This window comes from Luteococcus sediminum, from assembly GCF_054783495.1.
Genome location: NZ_BAAGQL010000047.1, coordinates 1 through 19,019 on the forward strand (window position 1 = coordinate 1; position 19,019 = coordinate 19,019).

Sequence of the window (19,019 nt, forward strand, 5' to 3'; positions counted from 1 at the left end):
GATCCTGTGGGAGACTAGGACGCCGCCGGACTTATACATACCCCCTGTCGGGACTCTTCATGGGTTCCTGGCAGGGGGTATTTCCATGCCCGAGAACGGGTGCCCGCGGGCGGCGGTATGTCCACTCGCGGCGGTGTGTCCGCAAACGACAGTGGCAGTGCGGGGTGGTGCTGTTGGGGTGGGGTGTGCTCACCCGCCTGTTCCGGGACGGGGCAGTCACGGTTGCACGATGCGAATCATCCGCAGCACCTGGTTGCGCGGCAGCCCAGCCTCGACCATTTGCTCCCTGAAGCCTGCTGAAGGGGTCCATGACAGAAAGCCGGCGGAACTCCTTGCCAGCAATCCCAGTGACCGCTGCGTGGTGTGGCCAGGGGCGAGGGCCTCGGACATCGATGGGCCGGAACCCATCCTCGTTTGAAAGTCGACATGGAGACAGTCGTCGGTGATGGCTCCGATCACGGGGCGGCAGGGGCGGTCGGGCCCGCGCAGGTTCCATCGTGACCATCCCGGCAGCGACCCAGCGGCCAGGAGTGGCGCGGCTCAATGGTTGAGGGCCGGTCTGCGAAACCAGATTCGGCCCCCGGTTGAAGGCCACATAGGCTGGCAGGTATGCAGAATGTTCCCGTGTCCAGTGAACTCTTCGATCGCGCCCAGGAGGTCATCCCCGGCGGCGTGAACTCCCCGGTACGCGCCTACCGGGCAGTGGGTGGGGTGCCGCGCTTCATCACCAGCGCCAAGGGCGCCCATGTCACCGACGCGGACGGCAATGAGCTGGTCGACCTCGTCGGATCCTGGGGTCCGATGATCCTCGGGCACGCCCATCCTCAGGTGCTGGATGCGGTCCAGGCCACCGCAGCGCGTGGCACGTCCTTTGGTGCCCCCACCCAGGCCGAGGTGGAGCTGGCCGAGCTGATCGTCGAGCGCACCCCCATCGAGCAGGTGCGCCTGGTCAACTCCGGCACCGAGGCCACCATGAGCGTGCTGCGCCTGGCCCGTGGCATCACCGGCCGCAGCAAGATCCTCAAGTTCGCCGGCTGCTACCACGGCCACGTCGACTCCCTGCTCGTCGCCGCGGGCTCAGGCCTGGCGACCCTGGGAGATGCCGAGAGCCGCGCCATCCCGGCAAGCCCCGGCGTCCCGGAGGTCGTTGCGGCAGACACACTCGTTGCCCCCTACAATGACCGCGCAGCCGTCGAGCAGATCTTCGCCGAACACGGCAGCGAGATCGCCTGCATCATCACCGAGGCCAGCCCCGGCAACATGGGCGTCATCGAGCCGGGGGTGGAAGACGGCGAGCATTTCAATGCCTTCCTCAAGCGCATCGCCCATGAGAACGGCGCCCTGTTCGTCAGTGACGAGGTGATGACCGGATTCCGGGTCACCCGCAGCGGACAGTTCGGCAAGGACGGCGTCGAGCCCGACCTGATGACCTTCGGCAAGGTGATGGGCGGCGGCTTCCCGACCGCAGCCTTCGGCGGCCGCCAGGAACTGATGCTCAACCTCTCACCGGTCGGGGGCGTCTACCAGGCAGGCACGCTCAGCGGCAACCCCGTCGCCTCGACCGCCGGCGCCACGACCCTGCGGCTGTGCACCGACGAGGTCTACGCACACCTGGACGAAGTCTCGGCCACCCTGCAGCGCGCCGTGCACACGGCCCTGGGTGCCTTCGGCGTCCCTCACACGATCAACACCGCCAACTCCATGTTCAGCGTCTTCCTGGGCACCGAGGGGCCGGTGACCAACTACGAGCAGGCGCAGCAGCAGAGCTCCGATGCCTTCGCAGCCTTCTTCCATTCCATGCTCGACCAGGGCGTCTACCTCCCGCCGTCGGGCTATGAGTGCTGGTTCCTGTCGGCGGCACACGACGATGCGGCGATCGAGCGCGTCGTCGAGGCCCTGCCCAAGGCCGCTGCCGCCGCAAGGAAGGCACTGTGACCATGGCTGCCTCGCGCCGTGCCCTGATCACGGCCGGTCTCGGGCTCCCGTTGGCCACCCTCGTCGGGTGCTCCGACGCAACGGGCGCCAGCGAGGAGGACGGCTATGCCGTGGGTGACGGCAGCTACACCCGCATCCCCGTCGACAAGCGCACCGCCGTCCCAGAACTGTCCGGGACGACGCTCGACGGCAAGAAGCTCGCCCTGTCCGACTACAAGGGGTCTGTCGTGGTGCTCAACGTGTGGGGATCGTGGTGCCCGCCGTGCCGGGCCGAGGCCTCCGAGCTGGTGAAGGCGGCCACGCGCACCAAGGGCAAGGCCCAGTTCGTCGGGCTGAACACCCGTGACCTCGACCAGGCCCAGGCACAGGCCTTCGTCCGCTCCTTCAAGATCAACTTCCCCAACATCTACGATCCCGACGGCAAGCTGCTGCTCAAGTTCGGTGCGGTTCCGGCCAAGGCAATCCCCAGCACGATCATCATCGACCGCGAGGGACGCATCGCCGGGCGCATCCTGGGACAGACCACCGCCTCCACCATCATCGGGTCCGTCGAGGACATCGCGGCAGGCAAGTGAGCCGATGACAGTCGATCCCACCGCGGCCCTGATGGTTCCGCTGCAGACCACCTGGGCCACCGAGGCCCTGGGCGGTTCCATGCTCGTCGCGATCCCCGTCGCGGCCCTCGCCGGGCTGTTGAGCTTCTTCTCCCCGTGCGTGGTGCCCCTGCTGCCCGGATACCTCAGCTTCGCCACGGGCATGAGCGCCGCCGAGGTCGCCGAGGGCGGCAACCGGCGCCGGATGCTGGCAGGCACCAGCCTGTTCGTGCTCGGCTTCGCCGCCGTCTTCATGCTCACCGGCGCCCTGATGGGAACCCTCGGCACCCTCATGCTGGAACACCAGCGGGGCCTGAGCATCGGCATCGGAGTGGTGACCATGCTGCTCGGCGGGATCTTCATGGGCCTGGTCCCCCTGGGCCAGCGCGACATCCGCCTGCACCGCGTACCGCGCCTGGGCCTGGTGGCCGCACCCCTGCTCGGCATCGTCTTCGGCCTGGGATGGACGCCCTGCATGGGCCCCACACTCGGCGTCGTGATGGGTCTGGCGCTCAACGAGGGCTCCAGTCAGCGAGGCGCACTGCTCGCCTTCTGCTATGCCCTCGGGCTCGGGGTACCCTTCATCATCGCGGGGCTTGCCATGGGCCGGCTGGCCACCGCGATCGGCTTCGTCCGTCGCCACCAGCAGGCCGTGCAGCGAGTGGGCGGGGCCCTCATGGTGCTTGTCGGACTACTGCTGGTCACTGGCGCCTGGGACCAACTGATGGCCGTCATCCGCCAGTGGACGCTGGCCTACGGCGCACCCATCTGATCCAGTAACGAGCACCACCAGGACCCCCGCGGTCCACCACCTGCACCACCCCGGGTCACCGGCGAGAGGACACGATGAGTACACCGAGCGCGCCAGGAGCGACTGGGGGCACAGCTGGCACCCCGTCGTCCAGCGGGAGCACCGCCGCCACGCCCCCCTCGGGCCGCCCATCGCCGCAGGCCCTCGGTCCCGTCGAGATGCTGCGGTGGGGCTGGACGCAGCTGACCAGCATGCGCACCGCCCTGGCCCTGCTCTTCCTGCTCGCGCTGGGCGCCATCCCCGGATCACTCATCCCGCAGCGCAGCCAGTCCGCCCTCAAGGTGCGCGAGTTCGCCGAGCGCAACCCCGGGCTGGACAAGTTCTACCAGCCGCTGGGCATGTACGACGTCTACACCTCGGCCTGGTTCAGCGCCATCTACCTGCTGCTCTTCGTCAGCCTCATCGGCTGCATCCTGCCCCGCATCAAGGTCTACTGGCGCGCCGTCAAGGGACGGCCGCCGCGCCTGCCCGCACGACTCGACCGACTGCCCGAGCACCGCAGCGCCCCGCTGGAGTCCGACACGACCCTGGCCATGGACTCCGCCGAGCAGTGGCTCAAGCGCAAGCACTTCCGCACCGAACGCCAGACCCTGCCCGACGGCAGCCAGGCCATCAGTGCCGAACGCGGCTACCTGCGCGAGTTCGGCAACCTGCTCTTCCACACCAGCCTGGTCCTGGTGCTCATCGGGATCGCGTGGAACAACCTGCTCGGCTTCAAGGGCTCCTCGATCATGGTCGAAGGCCAGGGCTTCAGCAATGCCATCACCCAGTACGACGAGTACCGCGCGGGATCCTGGGTGGACACCGACAACCTGCCGCCCTTCATGCTCAAGCTCAACAAGTTCGTCGTGCGCTTCGAGACCGGCGAGGTGCAGCGCGGCGCCGCACGTGACTTCCAGGGCCGCCTCGACGTCACCACGGCCGAAGGGGAGAGCTCCCAGCAGACCGTGCGGGTGAACCACCCCGTCACCGTCGACGGCAACCGGATCCACCTGATCGGCCACGGCTACGCCGCCCACGTCACCGTCCTCGACGGCAATGGTGACAAGGCCTGGTCGGGCCCGGTCGTCTTCCTGCCCCAGGACGGCAACTTCACCTCCTCGGGCGTCATCAAGGCACCCGACGGGCGCCCCGAACGGCTCGCCCTGCAGGGCATCTTCCTGCCCACCGCCCCCGAGAAGGGCATGATGGGCCACTCACTGTTCCCCGACGCGATCAACCCCAAGCTCTTCCTCAACGCCTGGTACGGCCCGCCGAAGGCCGAGACGGGCAAGCCCGAGAACGTCTACGGCCTCGACACCGCCGGCATGACGCAGTTCACGGAGGGCGACGACGTCCTGCGCTTCGTCCTCAAGCCGGGAGAGGGCTATGACCTGCCCGGCGGGAAGGGCAGCGTCGTCTTCGACGGCTGGTCGCGCTGGACCAAGGTGCAGATCAGCCGCTCGCCCGGCCTGCCCATGACCTTCGCCTCCACCGCCGCCTGCGTGCTCGGGCTCTTCCTCAGCCTGTTCGTGCGGCCCCGCCGGCTGTGGGTGCGCACCCGGCAGGTCGGCGGACAGCATCTGGTCGAGGTGGGCGGACTCGACCGGGCCGACGCCCGTACCGGCCTGCCCGAGGACGTCGAGGCACTCACCACCGCCGCCACCGGCCGCGCCCCAAGGGCATCAGGAAGCACCGCGGCAGCAGCAACCAAGGAGAAGCAGTGAACATCCAGGAACTCTCGTCGCTGGGCATCGTCACCGCGGCGGTCGTCTACCTCGTCGCCTTCATGGCCCACGCCGCAGAATGGGCCTCCGCGCGCGGCCTGCCCGTACTGGCCGGGGGAGAGCAGCTCGATGCCGACCGCGAGAAGGCACTGCTGCGGATCGACACCTGGGGCCGGATGGGCCTGGGGCTCACCTTCGTGGCCGCCGCCTGCCACCTGCTCGGCACGGTGCTGCGCGGGGTCTCGGCCGGGCGTGCCCCCTGGGGCAACATGTACGAGTTCACCATCTCGTCGACCCTGTTCATCGTCATCGCCTACCTGGTGCTGGCCGTCACCCGCAACATGCGTTGGCTGGGCCTGCCCATCACGCTGCTGCTGGCCATCGCCAACGGTCTGGCCGCCACGGTCTTCTACGTCGCGGTTGCCCCGTTGGTGCCGGCCCTGCACTCGGTGTGGTTCCTGATCCACATCGTGGCGGCCTGCATCGGAGGTGCCGCCTTCAACCTGGGCGGCATGGCCTCGGTCATCTACCTCTTCCAGTCGCGCGCCGAGCGTCGGGCGCAGGAGACCGGCCAGCCCCGCACCGGCTACCTGGCCAAGCTGCCCACCGCCCGTCAGATGGACACCTTCGCCTACCGCGCCCACGCCTTCGGCTTCCCCATCTGGACCTTCACCATCGCCGCCGGGTCCATCTGGGCCGAATACGCCTGGGGTCGCTTCTGGGGCTGGGATCCGAAGGAGACCTGGAGCCTGGTCACCTGGGTCGTCTACGCCATGTACCTGCACGCCCGGGCCACCGCCGGCTGGCGGGGCCGCCCGGCCGCAGTCATCGCGATCGTCGGCGTGATCAGCTTCTGGTTCAACTTCGTCGGCATCAACCTGCTGGTCAGCGGCCTGCACTCCTACGCCGGCATCTGATTCTCGCTCAATGGCCCGTCTGTGGGGCCGGTCGCGCTGGACGGACAGCGCGACCGACCCGGCCGTCTAGGCTGGGTGCCATGCATGCACTCGTGACCGGAGCATCCGGCGGCCTCGGCCAGGCCTACTGCGACCATCTCGCAGCCCAGGGCCACGACATCGTCCTGGTGAGCCGCCGCACCGAGCAGATGGAGCAGATCGCCGAGGGGCTGCGCCAGCGCCACCACGTCGAGACGCTGGTGCTGGGCGTCGACCTGGCCCAGCAGTCGGAGCGCGACCGGCTCGCCGCCGAGCTGGAGGATCGCGGCGTCGAGGTCGGCGTGCTGGTGAACAATGCCGGCTTCGGCACCATCGGCGACTTCGCCGAGGCCGACGTGGAGCGGATGAACGACGAGATCGCCCTCAACTGTGCGGCCGTCGCCCACCTGTCGCGGCTCTTCCTGCCCGCCATGCTGGAGCGGGGGCGCGGCACCGTCATCAACGTCGCCAGCACCGCCGCCTTCCAGCCCATCCCCACCATGGCCGTCTACGCCGCCACCAAGTCCTTCGTGCTGAGCCTCAGCCAGGCCCTGTGGGAGGAGACGCGTCGCACCCCGGTGCGCGTCATCGCCGTCTGCCCCGGTGCCACGAAGACCCCCTTCTTCGACACCGCCGGCGACGACAAGGTGCTCTCACGCCGTCGCACCCCCGAGCAGGTGGTCACCAGCACCTTCACGGCGCTGGAACGCAGGGCTCCCAGCGTCACCGACGGCGTGTTCAATGCGCTGCAGGGGCAGGTGGCCAAGTTCTCCCCGGCCCGGATCGCGGTCCCCGTGGCTCGGCGCGTGGTGCGCCCGGACCAGTGAGCGTCCTGGACGGCATCGACTGCCCCTGCGGCAGCGGCGACGACTTCGGCAGCTGCTGCGGGCCACTGCTCGACGGGCACCGCGCCACCACCGCCGAGGCCCTGATGCGCTCACGCTACACGGCTTTCGCACTGGCCGGCCGTCATCCCGCGGCCGCCGACCACCTGTGGCGCACCTGGCACCCCGCCAAGCGGCCGGCTGACATCGCCCCCGACCCCGGCCAGCAGTGGCTCGACCTGACGATCGTCGAGACCGTCGACGGGGGAGCCGAGGACCAGGCCGGCGAGGTCCGTTTCGTCGCGCGATACCAGCACGGCAAGGCGCTCGGGGTGCTCAGCGAGCGCAGCTTCTTCGTGCGTCGGGCCGGTCGCTGGGTCTACCTCGACGGCGAGGTGGACTGACCTCGTCGGGCAGCCTCCGCGGCCCGTCGCGCGATGACCGTCGGTGGGTGCCGGTACGGTGGCTGTCATGGAGCACTTCGACCTGGTCATCATCGGTTCCGGCTCGGGCAACTCGATCGTTGACGAACGATTCGCCGACCTGCGCGTGGCCATGGTGGAACGCGGCATCTTCGGCGGGACCTGCCTGAACGTGGGCTGCATCCCCACCAAGATGTTCGTCCTGCCCGCCGACCACGCCGTCTCCCCCGAGGAGGCAGGGCGCCTGGGAGTCGACCTCGAGCTCCAGGACGTGCGCTTCGACGAGATCCGCGACCGCATCTTCGGCCGCATCGACCCGATCAGCTCCGGGGGCAAGCAGTGGCGTGAGCAGTCGGACAATGCCACGGTCTTCACCGGCAATGCCCGCTTCGTCGACACCGACGTGCTCGAGATCAGCCTCCAGGGCGAGGACGAGCCGGTGCGCGTCAGCGCCGACCGCTTCGTGATCGCCGCCGGCTCCCGGGCGCAGCTGCTCGACGTCCCCGGCGCCAATGACCCGGCCGTCGCCCCGCGGGTGCACACCTCCGACACGATCATGAGGCTTCCGGCGCTCCCGAAGTCGATGGTGGTGGTCGGCGGCGGCTACATCGCGGCCGAGTTCGCCCACGTCTTCAGCGCCTACGGCACCGAGGTGACCCTGGTGAACCGCAGCGAACGGCTGCTGCGCCGCGAGGACGACGAGGTCGCCGCCCGCTTCACCGAACGGATCGCCGAACGGGTCCAGCTCAAGCTCAACCAGAAGACCACCCGCCTCGAGGCGCACGAGGATGGGGTCCTGGTGGTCACCCAGGACCCCAATGGCATCGAGTACAGCTACCCGGCCGAGGTGGTCCTGGTCGCCACGGGCCGCATCCCCAACGGTGACGGGCTGGAACTCGAGCGCACCGGCGTCGAGATGGACGACAAGGGCTATGTGATGGTCGACGAGCACCAGCGCACCAGCCGCGAGAACATCTGGGCCCTGGGCGATGTCAGCTCACCCTGGCAGCTCAAGCACGTCGCCAACCACGAGATGCGTGTGGTCCAGCACAACCTGCTGCATGAGATCCAGGGCACCGGGGAGCTGCGCAGCTCCGACCACCGCTTCGTCCCGCACGCCATCTTCACCGACCCGCAGATCGCCTCGGTCGGCGCCACCGAGCAGGAACTGCGCCAGGCCGGGACCCCCTACCTGTCCAAGGTGCAGGCCTATGGCGATGTCGCCTACGGCTGGGCGATGGAGGACCAGCACCACTTCGTGAAGCTGCTCAGTGATCCCGAGGCCAAGCAGCTGCTGGGGGCCCACGTCATCGGACCCCAGGCCTCCACCCTGCTGCAGCCGCTGGTGCAGGCGATGAGCTTCGGGCTGGGCATCGAGGAGATGGCGCGCGGCCAGTACTGGATCCACCCGGCGCTGACCGAGGTGGTCGAGAACGCCCTGCTGGGGCTCGTCGAGCAGGCTGGGCAGAGCCAGGAGGCCACTGATGCCTGAGCAGCGCAGGAGCCGCACCGCTGTCGTCGCCCTGGCCGCGGCACTGGCCATGGCCGGATGTTCCGCCGGTCAGCAGGCCGCCGCCCCCGAGGCGAGCCCCGTCGCCAGCGAGGCCTCCCCGGCCGTCTCCGCGCCGGCCTCGACACCGGCTGCCAGCACAGTGGCATCGCCGAGCGGCACACCGTCGGCCAGCACGGCTGCGAAGACCTGCAGCGCGCTGGCCGGCGAACTCGACACCGCCGAGAAGATCGGGCAGCTGTTCATGGTGGGCACCACCTCGGGTGAGAGCACCAGCCTGGAAGGGCTCGTGCGCGAGCACAAGGTGGGTTCGGTGATCCTGCTCGGCAGCGACCCCCGCCCGCTGGCCAAGACCGCCTCGCTGTCCCATGAACTGTCCGGCTTCAGCACCCGTGAGGACATCCCCGTCCTGGTCGCCACCGACCAGGAGGGAGGCGAGGTGCAGCGGCTGCAGGGCGAGGGCTTCAGCGACATCCCGCCTGCCGTCGAGCAGGGCCGGCTCACCAACGCCGAACTCAGCGCCCAGTGGGCCCGCTGGGGCCAGGAACTCAAGGCGGCCGGGGTCCTGTACGCCTTGGCGCCCGTCGCCGACGTCCCCACCGCCGGCAAGGAACAGGGCAATGCCGCCATCGGGGCCCTGGGGCGCCACTACGCCACCGACCCCGCCACCGTCGCCAACAAGACCACGGCTGTGGTCAAGGGACTGCAGAAGGCCGAGATCGCCTCGAGCCTCAAGCACTACCCGGGCCTGGGCAGGGCCGCGGTCAACACCGACCATGGCGTGGCCACCGATGCGGTCACCACGCTGGCCGATGCCAAGCCCTTCCTCGCCCCGATGAAGGCCGGAGCCAGCTCGGTGATGATCAGCTCCACCATCTACTCCAGGATCGATCCGGGAGTGCCGGCCGTCTTCAGCTCCAAGTTGATCACCGATGGCCTGCGCAGCACGCACGGCTGGGACAAGGTCGTGATCAGCGATGACCTGGGCGCGGCGGCCGCGGTCGCCGACGTGCCCGTTGCCGAGCGGGGAGTGCGCTTCATCGCCGCCGGTGGGGACCTGGTGATCGACGCCGACCCCGCCAGCCTGGCCGAGATGGTCGGCGGCGTCACCGAGCGCGCCGAACAGGACCCTAAGTTCGAGGCCGCCCTGGGCACACACGCCGCGAGGGTGCTGGCGCTGAAGTCCGAGGTCGGACTGGTCGACTGCACGCCCTGAGCCGGCCGCTCCGGCGATCAGCCAAGGCAGTCGGCGGGGGCAGTAGCGTGCCGTCATGCCCATTGCCACCGTCGACGACCTGCGAACTGCCCAACGGGTGCTCTGCTACGGCGTGACGGGCGCCGGCAAGTCGACCGCCGCCCGGGAGCTGGGAGGCAGGCTCGGCCTGCCCGTGCACCTGGTGGACGACGAGATCGGCTGGTTGCCGGGCTGGGTCGAGAGGTCCGTGCCCGAACAGCGCGAGATCGCCGCCCGGCTGGTGGCCGGTGACCGTTGGGTCCTCGACTCGGCCTACGGCCACTGGCGCGACCTCGTCCTTCCCCGAAGCGAAGTGGTGCTCGCCCTCGACCTGCCGCGCTGGCTCTCCCTGGCACGGCTGGTGCGGCGCTCACTGCACCGGGTGCTCACCCGCCAGGAACAGTGCAATGGCAATGTCGAGACCTGGCGCAAGCTGCTGTCCCGCGATTCCATCCTCTGCTGGCACTTTCGCTCCTTCGACAACAAGCAGCGACGGATGCGTGCCATGGAGGCCGCTCCGGACGGGCCGCTGGTGCTGCGGGTGGGCAGTGCGCGGGAGCTCCGAAAGGTGCTCGAAGGGCTCGGGTGAGGCCGATACGGCGCAGCGATCGCAGCACATACGGCCACCGAGGCAATTGGAACGTGTCATGAGCCGCCGGCATTGCAATCGCTGCGGACCAGGTGCCGGAGGCCAGGGTCTGGGGCAGGGGACCAGCACCTGTGCGCCGACCAGTGCCGGGTGAGGAGTGGGATAACCTCGACGGGTACGTCGCGAGACGACTTCCGACGAGCTTTCGAGGGATGCATGAACGAGCCGCAGCACCGTTACACCGCCGAACTGGCTGGCCAGATCGAGACCGCATGGCAGGACCGCTGGGAGTCCGAGGGCACCTTCCGCGCCCCCAACCCCGCCGGCCCCTGGGCCGAGCCCGACAAGGTCGCCGGATGCGAGAAATTGCTCGTGCTCGACATGTTCCCCTACCCGTCCGGGTCAGGCCTGCACGTCGGCCACCCGCTGGGCTACATCGCCACCGACGTGTTCAGCCGCTACCAGCGCATGCTGGGCAAGAACGTGCTGCACGCCATGGGCTACGACGCCTTCGGCCTGCCCGCCGAGCAGTACGCCATCGAGACCGGGACACACCCGCTGGCCACCACCGAGAAGAACATCGCCACCTACATCCGGCAGCTGCGCCGCCTCGGCCTGGCCCACGACGACCGCCGCACCATCCGCACCATCGACCCGGGCTACTACAAGTGGACGCAGTGGATCTTCACCCAGATCTTCAACGCCTGGTACGACCCCGAGGCCACCCGCGCCGACGGCGGCAAGGGCAAGGCACGTCCCATCAGCGAGCTTGTCGAGCAGTTCGCCGCCGGCCGCCGTGAACTGCCCAAGCCCTTCGCCGGCAAGGCCTGGGGCGAGCTGGACGCCAAGCAGCAGGCCGACGTCCTGGACCAGTACCGCCTGACCTATGCCGACGAGGCGCCCGTGAACTGGGCGCCCGGCCTGGGCACCGTGCTGGCCAACGAGGAGGTCACCAACGACGGCCGCTCCGAGCGCGGCAACTTCCCCGTCTTCAAGGCCAACCTGCGCCAGTGGAAGATGCGCATCACCGCCTACGCCGACCGTCTCGCCGAGGACCTGGACCGCGTCGAGTGGCCCGAGAACATCAAGTCGCTGCAGCGCAACTGGATCGGCAAGAGCCACGGTGCCCGCGTGCACTTCACCGGCCCCCACGGCGAGGACATCGAGGTCTTCACGACCCGCCCCGACACCCTCTTCGGTGCCTCCTTCATGGCGCTGGCCCCCGAGCATCCGCTGGTGGAATCGCTGTTGGGTGACGGCTCCAGCTGGCCCGAGGGCACCCGCGAGGCCTGGACCGGCGGCAAGGCGAGCCCGCGCGAGGCCGTCGAGGACTACCGCCGCGAGGCCGGGCGCAAGAGCGACGTCGAGCGCCAGATGGACGACAAGACCAAGACCGGTGTCTTCACCGGCGCCTGGGCCACCAACCCGGTCAACGGAGCCCCCGTGCCGGTCTTCGTCGCCGACTACGTGCTGATGGGCTACGGCACCGGCGCCATCATGGCCGTGCCCTCGGGCGACGAGCGTGACTTCGAGTTCGCCAAGGCCTTCGACCTGGACATCATCGACGTCATCAGCCCCGCCGATGCCGATGGCAGGCCGCTGGTCGACTGGCCGGGCACCGTCGCCAGCGATGCCGCCTTCACCGGCGCCGGGGTCCTGGTCAACTCCGCCACCGATGGACTCGACCTCAACGGCCTGCCCGTCGAGCAGTCCAAGCAGCAGATGATCGCCTTCCTCGAGGCCAAGGGTGCCGGGGAGGGGACCGTCAACTACCGCATGCGCGACTGGCTGTTCAGCCGCCAGCGCTACTGGGGCGAGCCCTTCCCGATCGTCTACGACGAGCACGGTGCGCCGCATGCCCTGCCGGAGTCGATGCTGCCGCTGGAGCTGCCGGAGGTGGACGACTACTCACCGCGCACCTTCGCGCCCGACGACAAGGACTCCCGCCCCGAGGCGCCGCTGGCGCGCGCCACCGAGTGGGTCGAGGTCACCCTGGACCTGGGTGACGGACCCAAGAAGTACCGCCGTGAGACCAACACCATGCCCCAGTGGGCCGGCTCCTGCTGGTACTACCTGCGCTACCTCGACCCGGCCAATGACCAGAGCTTCGTCGACCCCGAGGTGGAGCAGTACTGGATGGGCAAGCACGACCAGCCCGTCGCCGGTGCCCCCGAGGGCACCACCGACCCGGGTGGCGTCGACCTGTATGTCGGCGGCCAGGAGCATGCCGTGCTGCACCTGCTCTACGCGCGTTTCTGGCACAAGGTGCTCTTCGACCTGGGCCACGTCAGCTCCGAGGAGCCCTTCCGCAAGTACTTTGCCCAGGGCATGATCCAGGCCTACGCCTACCTCGACGAGCGCGAGGTCTACGTGCCCGCCGCGGAGGTGGAGGAACGTGGCGAGGGCAAGCAGGCCACCTACTGGTACAAGGACGCCCCCGTCGAGCGCCGCGCCGGCAAGATGGGCAAGAGCCTCAAGAATGCCGTCAGCCCCGACGAGATGTACGAGCTCTACGGTGCTGACACGATGCGCGTCTACGAGATGAGCATGGGCCCGCTCGAGATCAGCCGCCCGTGGGAGACCCGTGCCGTGGTTGGCTCGCAGCGCTTCCTGCAGCGTCTGTGGCGCAACATCGTCGACGAGGCCACCGGCGAGGTGACCGTGGTCGACGAGCCCGCCGACGAGGCCACGCTGCGGGTCATGCACAAGACGATCGACGCGGTCGGGCGCGACTACCGGGCGCTGGGCTTCAACACCGCCATCGCCCGCCTGATCGAGTTCAACAATGCGCTCACCAAGCTGGACGCGGTGCCGCGTGAGGCGGCCGAGGTGCTGGTGCAGATGGTGGCCCCGGTCGCGCCGCACATCGCCGAGGAGCTGTGGAAGCGGCTGGGCCACGACCAGACCATCGCCTATGTGCCCTTCCCGCAGGCCGACCCGGCGCAGCTGGTGGAGGACACCGTCACCTGCGTGCTGCAGATCAAGGGCAAGGTGCGTGCCACCCTGGAGGTGCCGGCCAGCATCTCGGCCGACGAGCTGAAGGAGATGGCACTGGCCCATCCCAAGGCAGTGGCCGCCACCGAGAACGGCGTGCGCACCGTGATCGTGCGCGAGCCAAAGCTGGTCAACGTGGTTCCCCTCTGACGATGCGGACGCCGTCGTGAGGGCTGGTGCGGTGGTGGTGCTCGTGGTGAGCACCTCCATCGACGCCCACGTGCTCAACGCCACCCTTCCGGTCCAGGGGCTGGTGGAGCGCGGGGCCAGGGTGCTGTGGTGCCTGCCCGAACGCTTTGCGGAGCATGCCCGTGCCTGTGGCGCCCAGGTGATGCCGCCCCTGCACCCCGACCCGTTACGCGCGGAGCCCAGCCGGTGGACCTCGCGTGGGGCAGCCGACGCCTTGGTGCGGGTGCGCTCGATGTACCGCGACGCGCTGGCCGCCCCCGCCGGCGACCAGGCGGCGCAGCTGCGCGCACTAGTGCATCGCCACGGCGTGGACGTGCTGGTTGCCGACAGCCTGATGCTGGCAGCGGGAATCGCGGCCGAGGCCGAGGGCATCGCATGGGCAAGCCTCGGTGACGGTCCGCTGCAATGGCCCGACCCAGACCTGCCACCTTTCGGGACCGGGTTGCCCCTTCTGGCGGGCGCACCCGGGCGGCACCGCAACCGCACCGTGCGCCATGTCGTGGACTCCACGGTCTTTGCTCCCGCGTTGGCCGAGCTGAACCTCGCTCGTGGCCGGCACGGGCTGTGGCCGGTGGCCGACCTGCTCACGGCCGCGGTGTCGCGACAGCTGCATCTGCAAGGATGCGCTTCCGGTTTCGAGTACCCCAGTAGCCGAAGACCGGGCTTCGTCCACTTCGTCGGGGCGCTGGGGCCGGGGCCCGGGTTCGCGCCGCCACTGCCCGAACCGCTGCGCCGCGCCACTCGCACCCAGCCGCTGGCGGTGGTCACCCAGGGCACCCTGCGGCCCGATGCCACCGAGCTTGCGCTGCCCGCCGCCACGGCCCTGCGACGCGAGGGATTCGACGTCCTGGTGCTGGGCCGTGGGGCCGTCACTGTCGCGGAGCGGGTTCCTGGGACGACCGGCATGGCCGCGGTGGACCTGCCCGACGCCCTGAGCGAGGCCGACCTGCTGGTGACAAACGGCGGGTGGACGACGGTCACGCTGGCACTGGCCGCCGGGGTGGGCGTGCTGCAGTGCGGGGCCACGGAGGAGAAGGCCGACATCGGCGCCCGGATCCGTCACACCGGGGTTGGTGCGTCGCTACGGCTGACCCGCCCGCCGCACTGGTGGGTGGCCCGGCTGGCGCGCAGGGTGCTGGACGACCCCCAGCGTCGGCAGGCCTCGGCACGGATGGCCGCCGACTTCGCCGTCCTCGATGCTCGGGAGATCAGCGCCAGACAGATCATCGCCCTGGCTGGTGGCCGTCCATGAGTGGGTCAGTGCTGGAACTCGTGGGGGTCGTGCAGGGCTTCGGTGACCGCACCGTCCTGGACCGGATCGACCTGACGGTGGCCCGGGGCAGCACCGTCGCCCTGATGGGTGCCAATGGAGCAGGCAAGTCCACCCTGCTCGACCTGGTCTGCGGCCTCACCCGCCCCCGCGCCGGGTGGGTGCGCGTGGACGGCACCGATGCCCACACTGCCGTCCGCACCGGCCGGGTGGGTGCGATGCTGCAGAGCGGTGGCCTGTTGCCAGACCTGAACGTGGGGGAGACCTTGGGGCTGTTCGTCGAACTCTTCGACCACCGGGTGGACCGCGATGGCCTGCTCGACGAGGTGGGGCTCGCGGCCCTGCGAGACAGGCGGGTCGGGGCGTGCTCGGGCGGCGAGCAGCAGCGGCTGCGCTGGGCGATCGCCCGCGCCTCGGACCCAGACCTTCTGGTGCTCGACGAGCCGACGGCCGGGATGGACTGGCTGGGACGCCACGAGTTCTGGGAACAGGTACGGGCGCTGACCCGTCGCGGGTGCACGGTGCTCTACAGCAGCCACTACGCCGACGAGGTGGAGGCCATTGCCGACCGGGTGCTGCTGTTGTCGGGTGGCCGGCTGGTGGTCGACGCCGGCCCGGGCGAGCTGACCGCCGCCGGGGACGGGCGCTTCTTCGACGGACTCGCCCGACGCGCGGGGCAGTGACTATGAGCCGACCGCGGAGCCTGAACGCCCGACTGATGGCGCCACTCGTGCGTCTTGAGCTGAGACGGGCTTGGCGCGACCCGGTGCTCCTCTTCTTCGTGGTGGTGCTGCCGCTGGTCTGCTACCTGGGCTTCGGTGCAGTTCTTCCGCTGGACTCCCTGCCGGGTGTCGACGGCGGCTTGCTGAACACCAGCCTGATGGTCGGCCTGGCCGGCTACGGCGCGGCGACGGCGGCTGCCACGATCACCGGCCAGGCGGCGGTCGAACGATTGCAGGGCTGGGGGCGCCAGCTGGCACTGACCCCTGCCGGGGACACCGGCTATGCGACGGCCAAGGCGGTGGTGGCCAGCGTCGTTGCCTGCCTGCCCATCGGCCTCACCTTCGCCGCCGGTGCCGCCACCGGGGTGCGGCTGCCGTGGTGGGGCTGGTGCGGATCTGCGCTGGTGCTGGCCACCGGTTCAGCGATGTGGGCGGGCTATGGACTGGCGGTCGGGCTCACCGGTCGCAGCCAGTCGGCGCTGGCCATCGCCTCGGGAGGGCTGGTGCTGTTCAGCTTCATGGGCGGGGTCTACCTTCCGCTGACCGGCCAGCTGCTGTCACTGGGGCGCTGGACGCCTCTGTACGGCTACGTCACGCTGGCCCGGTGGCCGGCGACCGGCGGCCAGTCACCACTGCTGGGCGAGCCCTCTGACCAGCTGGGGATGGCCGTGATGAACTGCCTGCTGTGGACCATGGCCTTCGTGGCCGTCGCCGGGCGACAGGTGAGCGCCTCTCGAGCCCGCTGACCTGTGCAGGTACGCACCACCCCGGGCGCGGTGGTGCCCCAGGCCCAGGCGTACACAATCAGGCCCAGGCGCGCACAATAATGACCACCTCGACCCCAGGAGAACTTGATGAGCAACCATGACGTGATCGTTGTCGGAGCGGGAGTCACCGGCCTGAGCTGCGCAGCACGACTGCACCAGCAGGGACTCGACGTGCTGGTGCTGGAGGCCGGCGGCAGGGTGGGCGGCCGGGTGACCACTGACGAGGTGGACGGCTTCCTGGTGGACCGCGGCTTCCAGGTGCTCAACCCCGCCTACCCCCACTTGGCGCAGGCTGTCGACCTGCGTCGTCTCGGACTGCGCGGATTCCCGCGGGCGGTGCGGGTGCGCACGGAAGATGGCCTCCAGGAGGTGGTGGATCCGAGCCGCCGCCCCGACCGGCTACCCGCCACGCTGCGCACCGGACTCGTCACGCCCCGGGACGCCTCGTTGGCCGTCGTGGCCGGACGTGCCGCCCTCACCGATGAACCTCGCGGCATGGCCTTCGACCGGGCAGGATTCACCTCGAGCCTTCGTCGCCAGGTGGTGGACCCCTTCCTGGCGGGTGTGGTCTGCGAACGCGACGGCAGCACCTCCTCCCGATTCACGGCCTGGCTGCTGGCCATGTTCGCGGCCGGAACCCCCGGCCTGCCCAGCGGTGGCATGCGGACCCTGCCCCGGGTGATGTCCGAGGAACTCCAGGTGGTCCTCGACAGCCCCGTGGCGGAGGTTGACCCCAAGTCAGGTCTCGTGCGCACTGCGCGCGGGCAGTTCGGTGCCGGTGCCGTCGTCGTGGCTGCCGGTCTGGAGTCCACCCCGAGGCTGGCGGACGAACCGGCCCCTTCCGTGCACGGCACCCGAACCTTCTGGTTTGCCACCGACACCGCCCCCAGTGACACCGCTGCGATCCATGTCGACGGTTCGGGCCGGGGTCCGGTGGCCACCACCACCGTTGTGAGCCACGCCGCGCCGGAGTACGCCCCGGCCGGTCAGCACCTGGTGGCCGCGCTGTGCCTCAGTGTCGACGCGCCCGACGAGCAGTCGGTGCGTGAGCACTGCGCCCACCTCTACGGGGTGGACGCCGTCGGCTGGCGACTGCTTGCCAGCCATGACATTCCGGCTACCCTGCCGGCGCTCGAAGCGCCCTACCGTCCGCGTCACCGCACCGAGGTGAAGGGGCGGCTGGTGGCCTGCGGTGACCAGTACGGCAATGCCTCCCTGGACGGGGCCGCGGCCTCGGGTCAGGCAGCGGCGCAGCGGGTGCAAGAGCTGCTCGGATGAGCAGGGGTGCCCACCAGGTGGTCGGCCGCCCGTCGGGCGCCATCATCTTCCGGGCTGGATGCCATCTGTGCCACCTGTGCCGCTCGTCGGACGGTCGGCGTGGCCAACGCCCCCTGCAGGGCCCAGACGAGGGCGTCCTCCCGTAGCCGCCAGCGAGGACCGGGGCTGGTGCCGGCACCGAGCTCCCGGACCCGTCGGGCATGCCACGCCTGGTCGCCCAGGTGGGGGATGACCACTTGGGGCCTTCCCGAGGACAGCGCCGTGGCCGTCGTGCCCGCCCCGCCGTGGTGGACGACGGCCGCCAGCCTGGCGAGCAGCAGCCGATGGTCGACGCCGGGGGCATTGGCCACTGTCGAACCCGCCGGCCCGGTGGGCAGCAGTGAGGTCTGCACCAGCAGAGGTCGGCCGAGGCGACGCGCGGCGACCTCGAAGAGGTGCAGGTCGGCGCGCTCATCGGCCACCGGGCAGGTGCCGAAGCCCATCAGTACCGCGCCGGGGTGAGCCTCCAACCACTGGTCGAGCCAGGCGGGCACGGTGCTGTCCAGGCGCGGCGCGATGCGTCCGGTCTGATGAACCTCCAGTGCGCCGACACCGTGGGCCCACGACGGATCGGGTGTGCAGAGCACCGGCTCGGTAGCCAGCAGCAGTGGGCCAGGGCGTGCTCGTGATGCTCGTGCGGCCTGGCGACCCACGCGTGCCAAGGCGCGGGCGGTGATCGCTGCTCCCATCGAGCGCATCATCTGCCAGCCGACCGTGGAGACCCCCAGGGTCACCGGTGCCGGCAGGTACGCAGGGGCGAGCACGGTGCTGGCGGCGCTGCCGGAAGGAAGGATCGGCCCGAGCAGCAGACCGGCCGACGTGGTGCCGCGGCGGGCCGCAAGCAGTCGGGTGGCGTCGTGGGTGAGGATGCCCGAGACCACCAGGTCGGCGTCGTCCAGGGCGTCGGTGAGGGTGTCCAGGATAGCGCCCGCGGCCAGCGTGACCCGGCCGGTCATCTGGCCCCACATCGCCCCTGGCTGGGCCAGGGCCAGGCGCCGCATCCCGGGGCTGTCCGGCCAGAGCGCCTCGGTGCCGCGAGGCACCGGGCAGGCTTCCAGCCCGGCCTCGCGCACCAGCGGAGCACCGGATTCGAGGACCACGACCCGCACCCTGTTGCCACGGGAGGCGAGCTCCTGGCCCAGTCCGACGAAGGGGACCACGTCGCCCCGAGAACCGATCGAGACCAGCGTGCAGCGCATCG

General features: G+C 70.0%; 16 protein-coding genes. 15 read left to right on the top strand and 1 reads right to left on the bottom strand.

The window, feature by feature from the left end:
- Positions 1 to 609: 609 nt before the first annotated feature.
- From hemL to ACYVKA_RS14625, 15 genes are all read left to right on the top strand, one after another.
- Positions 610 to 1,935 (top strand): glutamate-1-semialdehyde 2,1-aminomutase, encoded by a 1,326-nt coding sequence (gene hemL / locus ACYVKA_RS14555; protein ID WP_460706510.1) that lies wholly within the window; start codon positions 610 to 612, stop codon positions 1,933 to 1,935.
- Between the two features lie 2 nt (positions 1,936 to 1,937).
- Positions 1,938 to 2,510: a TlpA family protein disulfide reductase gene (locus ACYVKA_RS14560; protein ID WP_394275742.1), complete on the top strand. Its 573-nt coding sequence runs from the start codon at positions 1,938 to 1,940 to the stop codon at positions 2,508 to 2,510.
- A 79-nt stretch (positions 2,511 to 2,589) separates the two neighbouring features.
- Entirely contained in the window at positions 2,590 to 3,300 is a 711-nt protein-coding gene (locus tag ACYVKA_RS14565) for a cytochrome c biogenesis CcdA family protein (RefSeq protein WP_394275788.1), read from the top strand.
- A gap of 74 nt (positions 3,301 to 3,374) precedes the next feature.
- On the top strand, positions 3,375 to 5,045 hold the full coding sequence (gene resB / locus ACYVKA_RS14570) for a cytochrome c biogenesis protein ResB (RefSeq protein WP_460706512.1): 1,671 nt from the start codon (positions 3,375 to 3,377) through the stop codon (positions 5,043 to 5,045).
- Positions 5,042 to 5,962, top strand: coding sequence for a c-type cytochrome biogenesis protein CcsB (gene ccsB, locus ACYVKA_RS14575; protein WP_460706514.1), 921 nt, complete (start codon positions 5,042 to 5,044; stop codon positions 5,960 to 5,962). The genes resB and ccsB overlap by 4 nt, the downstream gene beginning before the upstream one ends.
- Before the next feature lie 80 nt (positions 5,963 to 6,042).
- Positions 6,043 to 6,807, top strand: coding sequence for an SDR family NAD(P)-dependent oxidoreductase (locus tag ACYVKA_RS14580; protein WP_394275745.1), 765 nt, complete (start codon positions 6,043 to 6,045; stop codon positions 6,805 to 6,807).
- Complete coding sequence (locus ACYVKA_RS14585) at positions 6,804 to 7,208, top strand: YchJ family protein (protein WP_460706516.1); 405 nt, start codon at positions 6,804 to 6,806, stop codon at positions 7,206 to 7,208. The genes ACYVKA_RS14580 and ACYVKA_RS14585 overlap by 4 nt, the downstream gene beginning before the upstream one ends.
- A 67-nt stretch (positions 7,209 to 7,275) precedes the next feature.
- Positions 7,276 to 8,718 carry a mycothione reductase gene (locus tag ACYVKA_RS14590; RefSeq protein WP_460706518.1) on the top strand — a complete coding sequence of 481 codons (1,443 nt, stop codon included), beginning with the start codon at positions 7,276 to 7,278 and terminating at the stop codon, positions 8,716 to 8,718.
- Entirely contained in the window at positions 8,711 to 9,952 is a 1,242-nt protein-coding gene (locus tag ACYVKA_RS14595) for a glycoside hydrolase family 3 N-terminal domain-containing protein (RefSeq protein WP_394275748.1), read from the top strand. Before ACYVKA_RS14590 ends, ACYVKA_RS14595 begins: the two co-directional genes overlap by 8 nt.
- Before the next feature lie 55 nt (positions 9,953 to 10,007).
- Entirely contained in the window at positions 10,008 to 10,559 is a 552-nt protein-coding gene (locus tag ACYVKA_RS14600) for a P-loop NTPase family protein (RefSeq protein ID WP_460706520.1), read from the top strand.
- Positions 10,560 to 10,775: 216 nt separating this feature from the next.
- Positions 10,776 to 13,703 carry a leucine--tRNA ligase gene (gene leuS, locus ACYVKA_RS14605; RefSeq protein ID WP_460706522.1) on the top strand — a complete coding sequence of 976 codons (2,928 nt, stop codon included), beginning with the start codon at positions 10,776 to 10,778 and terminating at the stop codon, positions 13,701 to 13,703.
- A 46-nt stretch (positions 13,704 to 13,749) separates the two neighbouring features.
- On the top strand, positions 13,750 to 14,994 hold the full coding sequence (locus ACYVKA_RS14610; protein ID WP_394275751.1) for a glycosyltransferase: 1,245 nt from the start codon (positions 13,750 to 13,752) through the stop codon (positions 14,992 to 14,994).
- Complete coding sequence (locus tag ACYVKA_RS14615) at positions 14,991 to 15,695, top strand: ABC transporter ATP-binding protein (RefSeq protein ID WP_460706524.1); 705 nt, start codon at positions 14,991 to 14,993, stop codon at positions 15,693 to 15,695. The genes ACYVKA_RS14610 and ACYVKA_RS14615 overlap by 4 nt, the downstream gene beginning before the upstream one ends.
- A gap of 35 nt (positions 15,696 to 15,730) precedes the next feature.
- A complete protein-coding gene (locus ACYVKA_RS14620; RefSeq protein ID WP_460706525.1) occupies positions 15,731 to 16,480 on the top strand; it encodes an ABC transporter permease in 750 nt (249 codons plus the stop codon).
- 108 nt (positions 16,481 to 16,588) lie between these two features.
- Positions 16,589 to 17,779 (top strand): FAD-dependent oxidoreductase, encoded by a 1,191-nt coding sequence (locus tag ACYVKA_RS14625; RefSeq protein WP_460706527.1) that lies wholly within the window; start codon positions 16,589 to 16,591, stop codon positions 17,777 to 17,779.
- Here ACYVKA_RS14625 and ACYVKA_RS14630 read toward each other — a convergent pair.
- Entirely contained in the window at positions 17,740 to 19,017 is a 1,278-nt protein-coding gene (locus tag ACYVKA_RS14630; protein WP_460706529.1) for a glycosyltransferase, read from the bottom strand. The two genes, ACYVKA_RS14625 and ACYVKA_RS14630, sit on opposite strands and share 40 nt — an antisense overlap.
- Between the last annotated feature and the right edge of the window lie 2 nt (positions 19,018 to 19,019).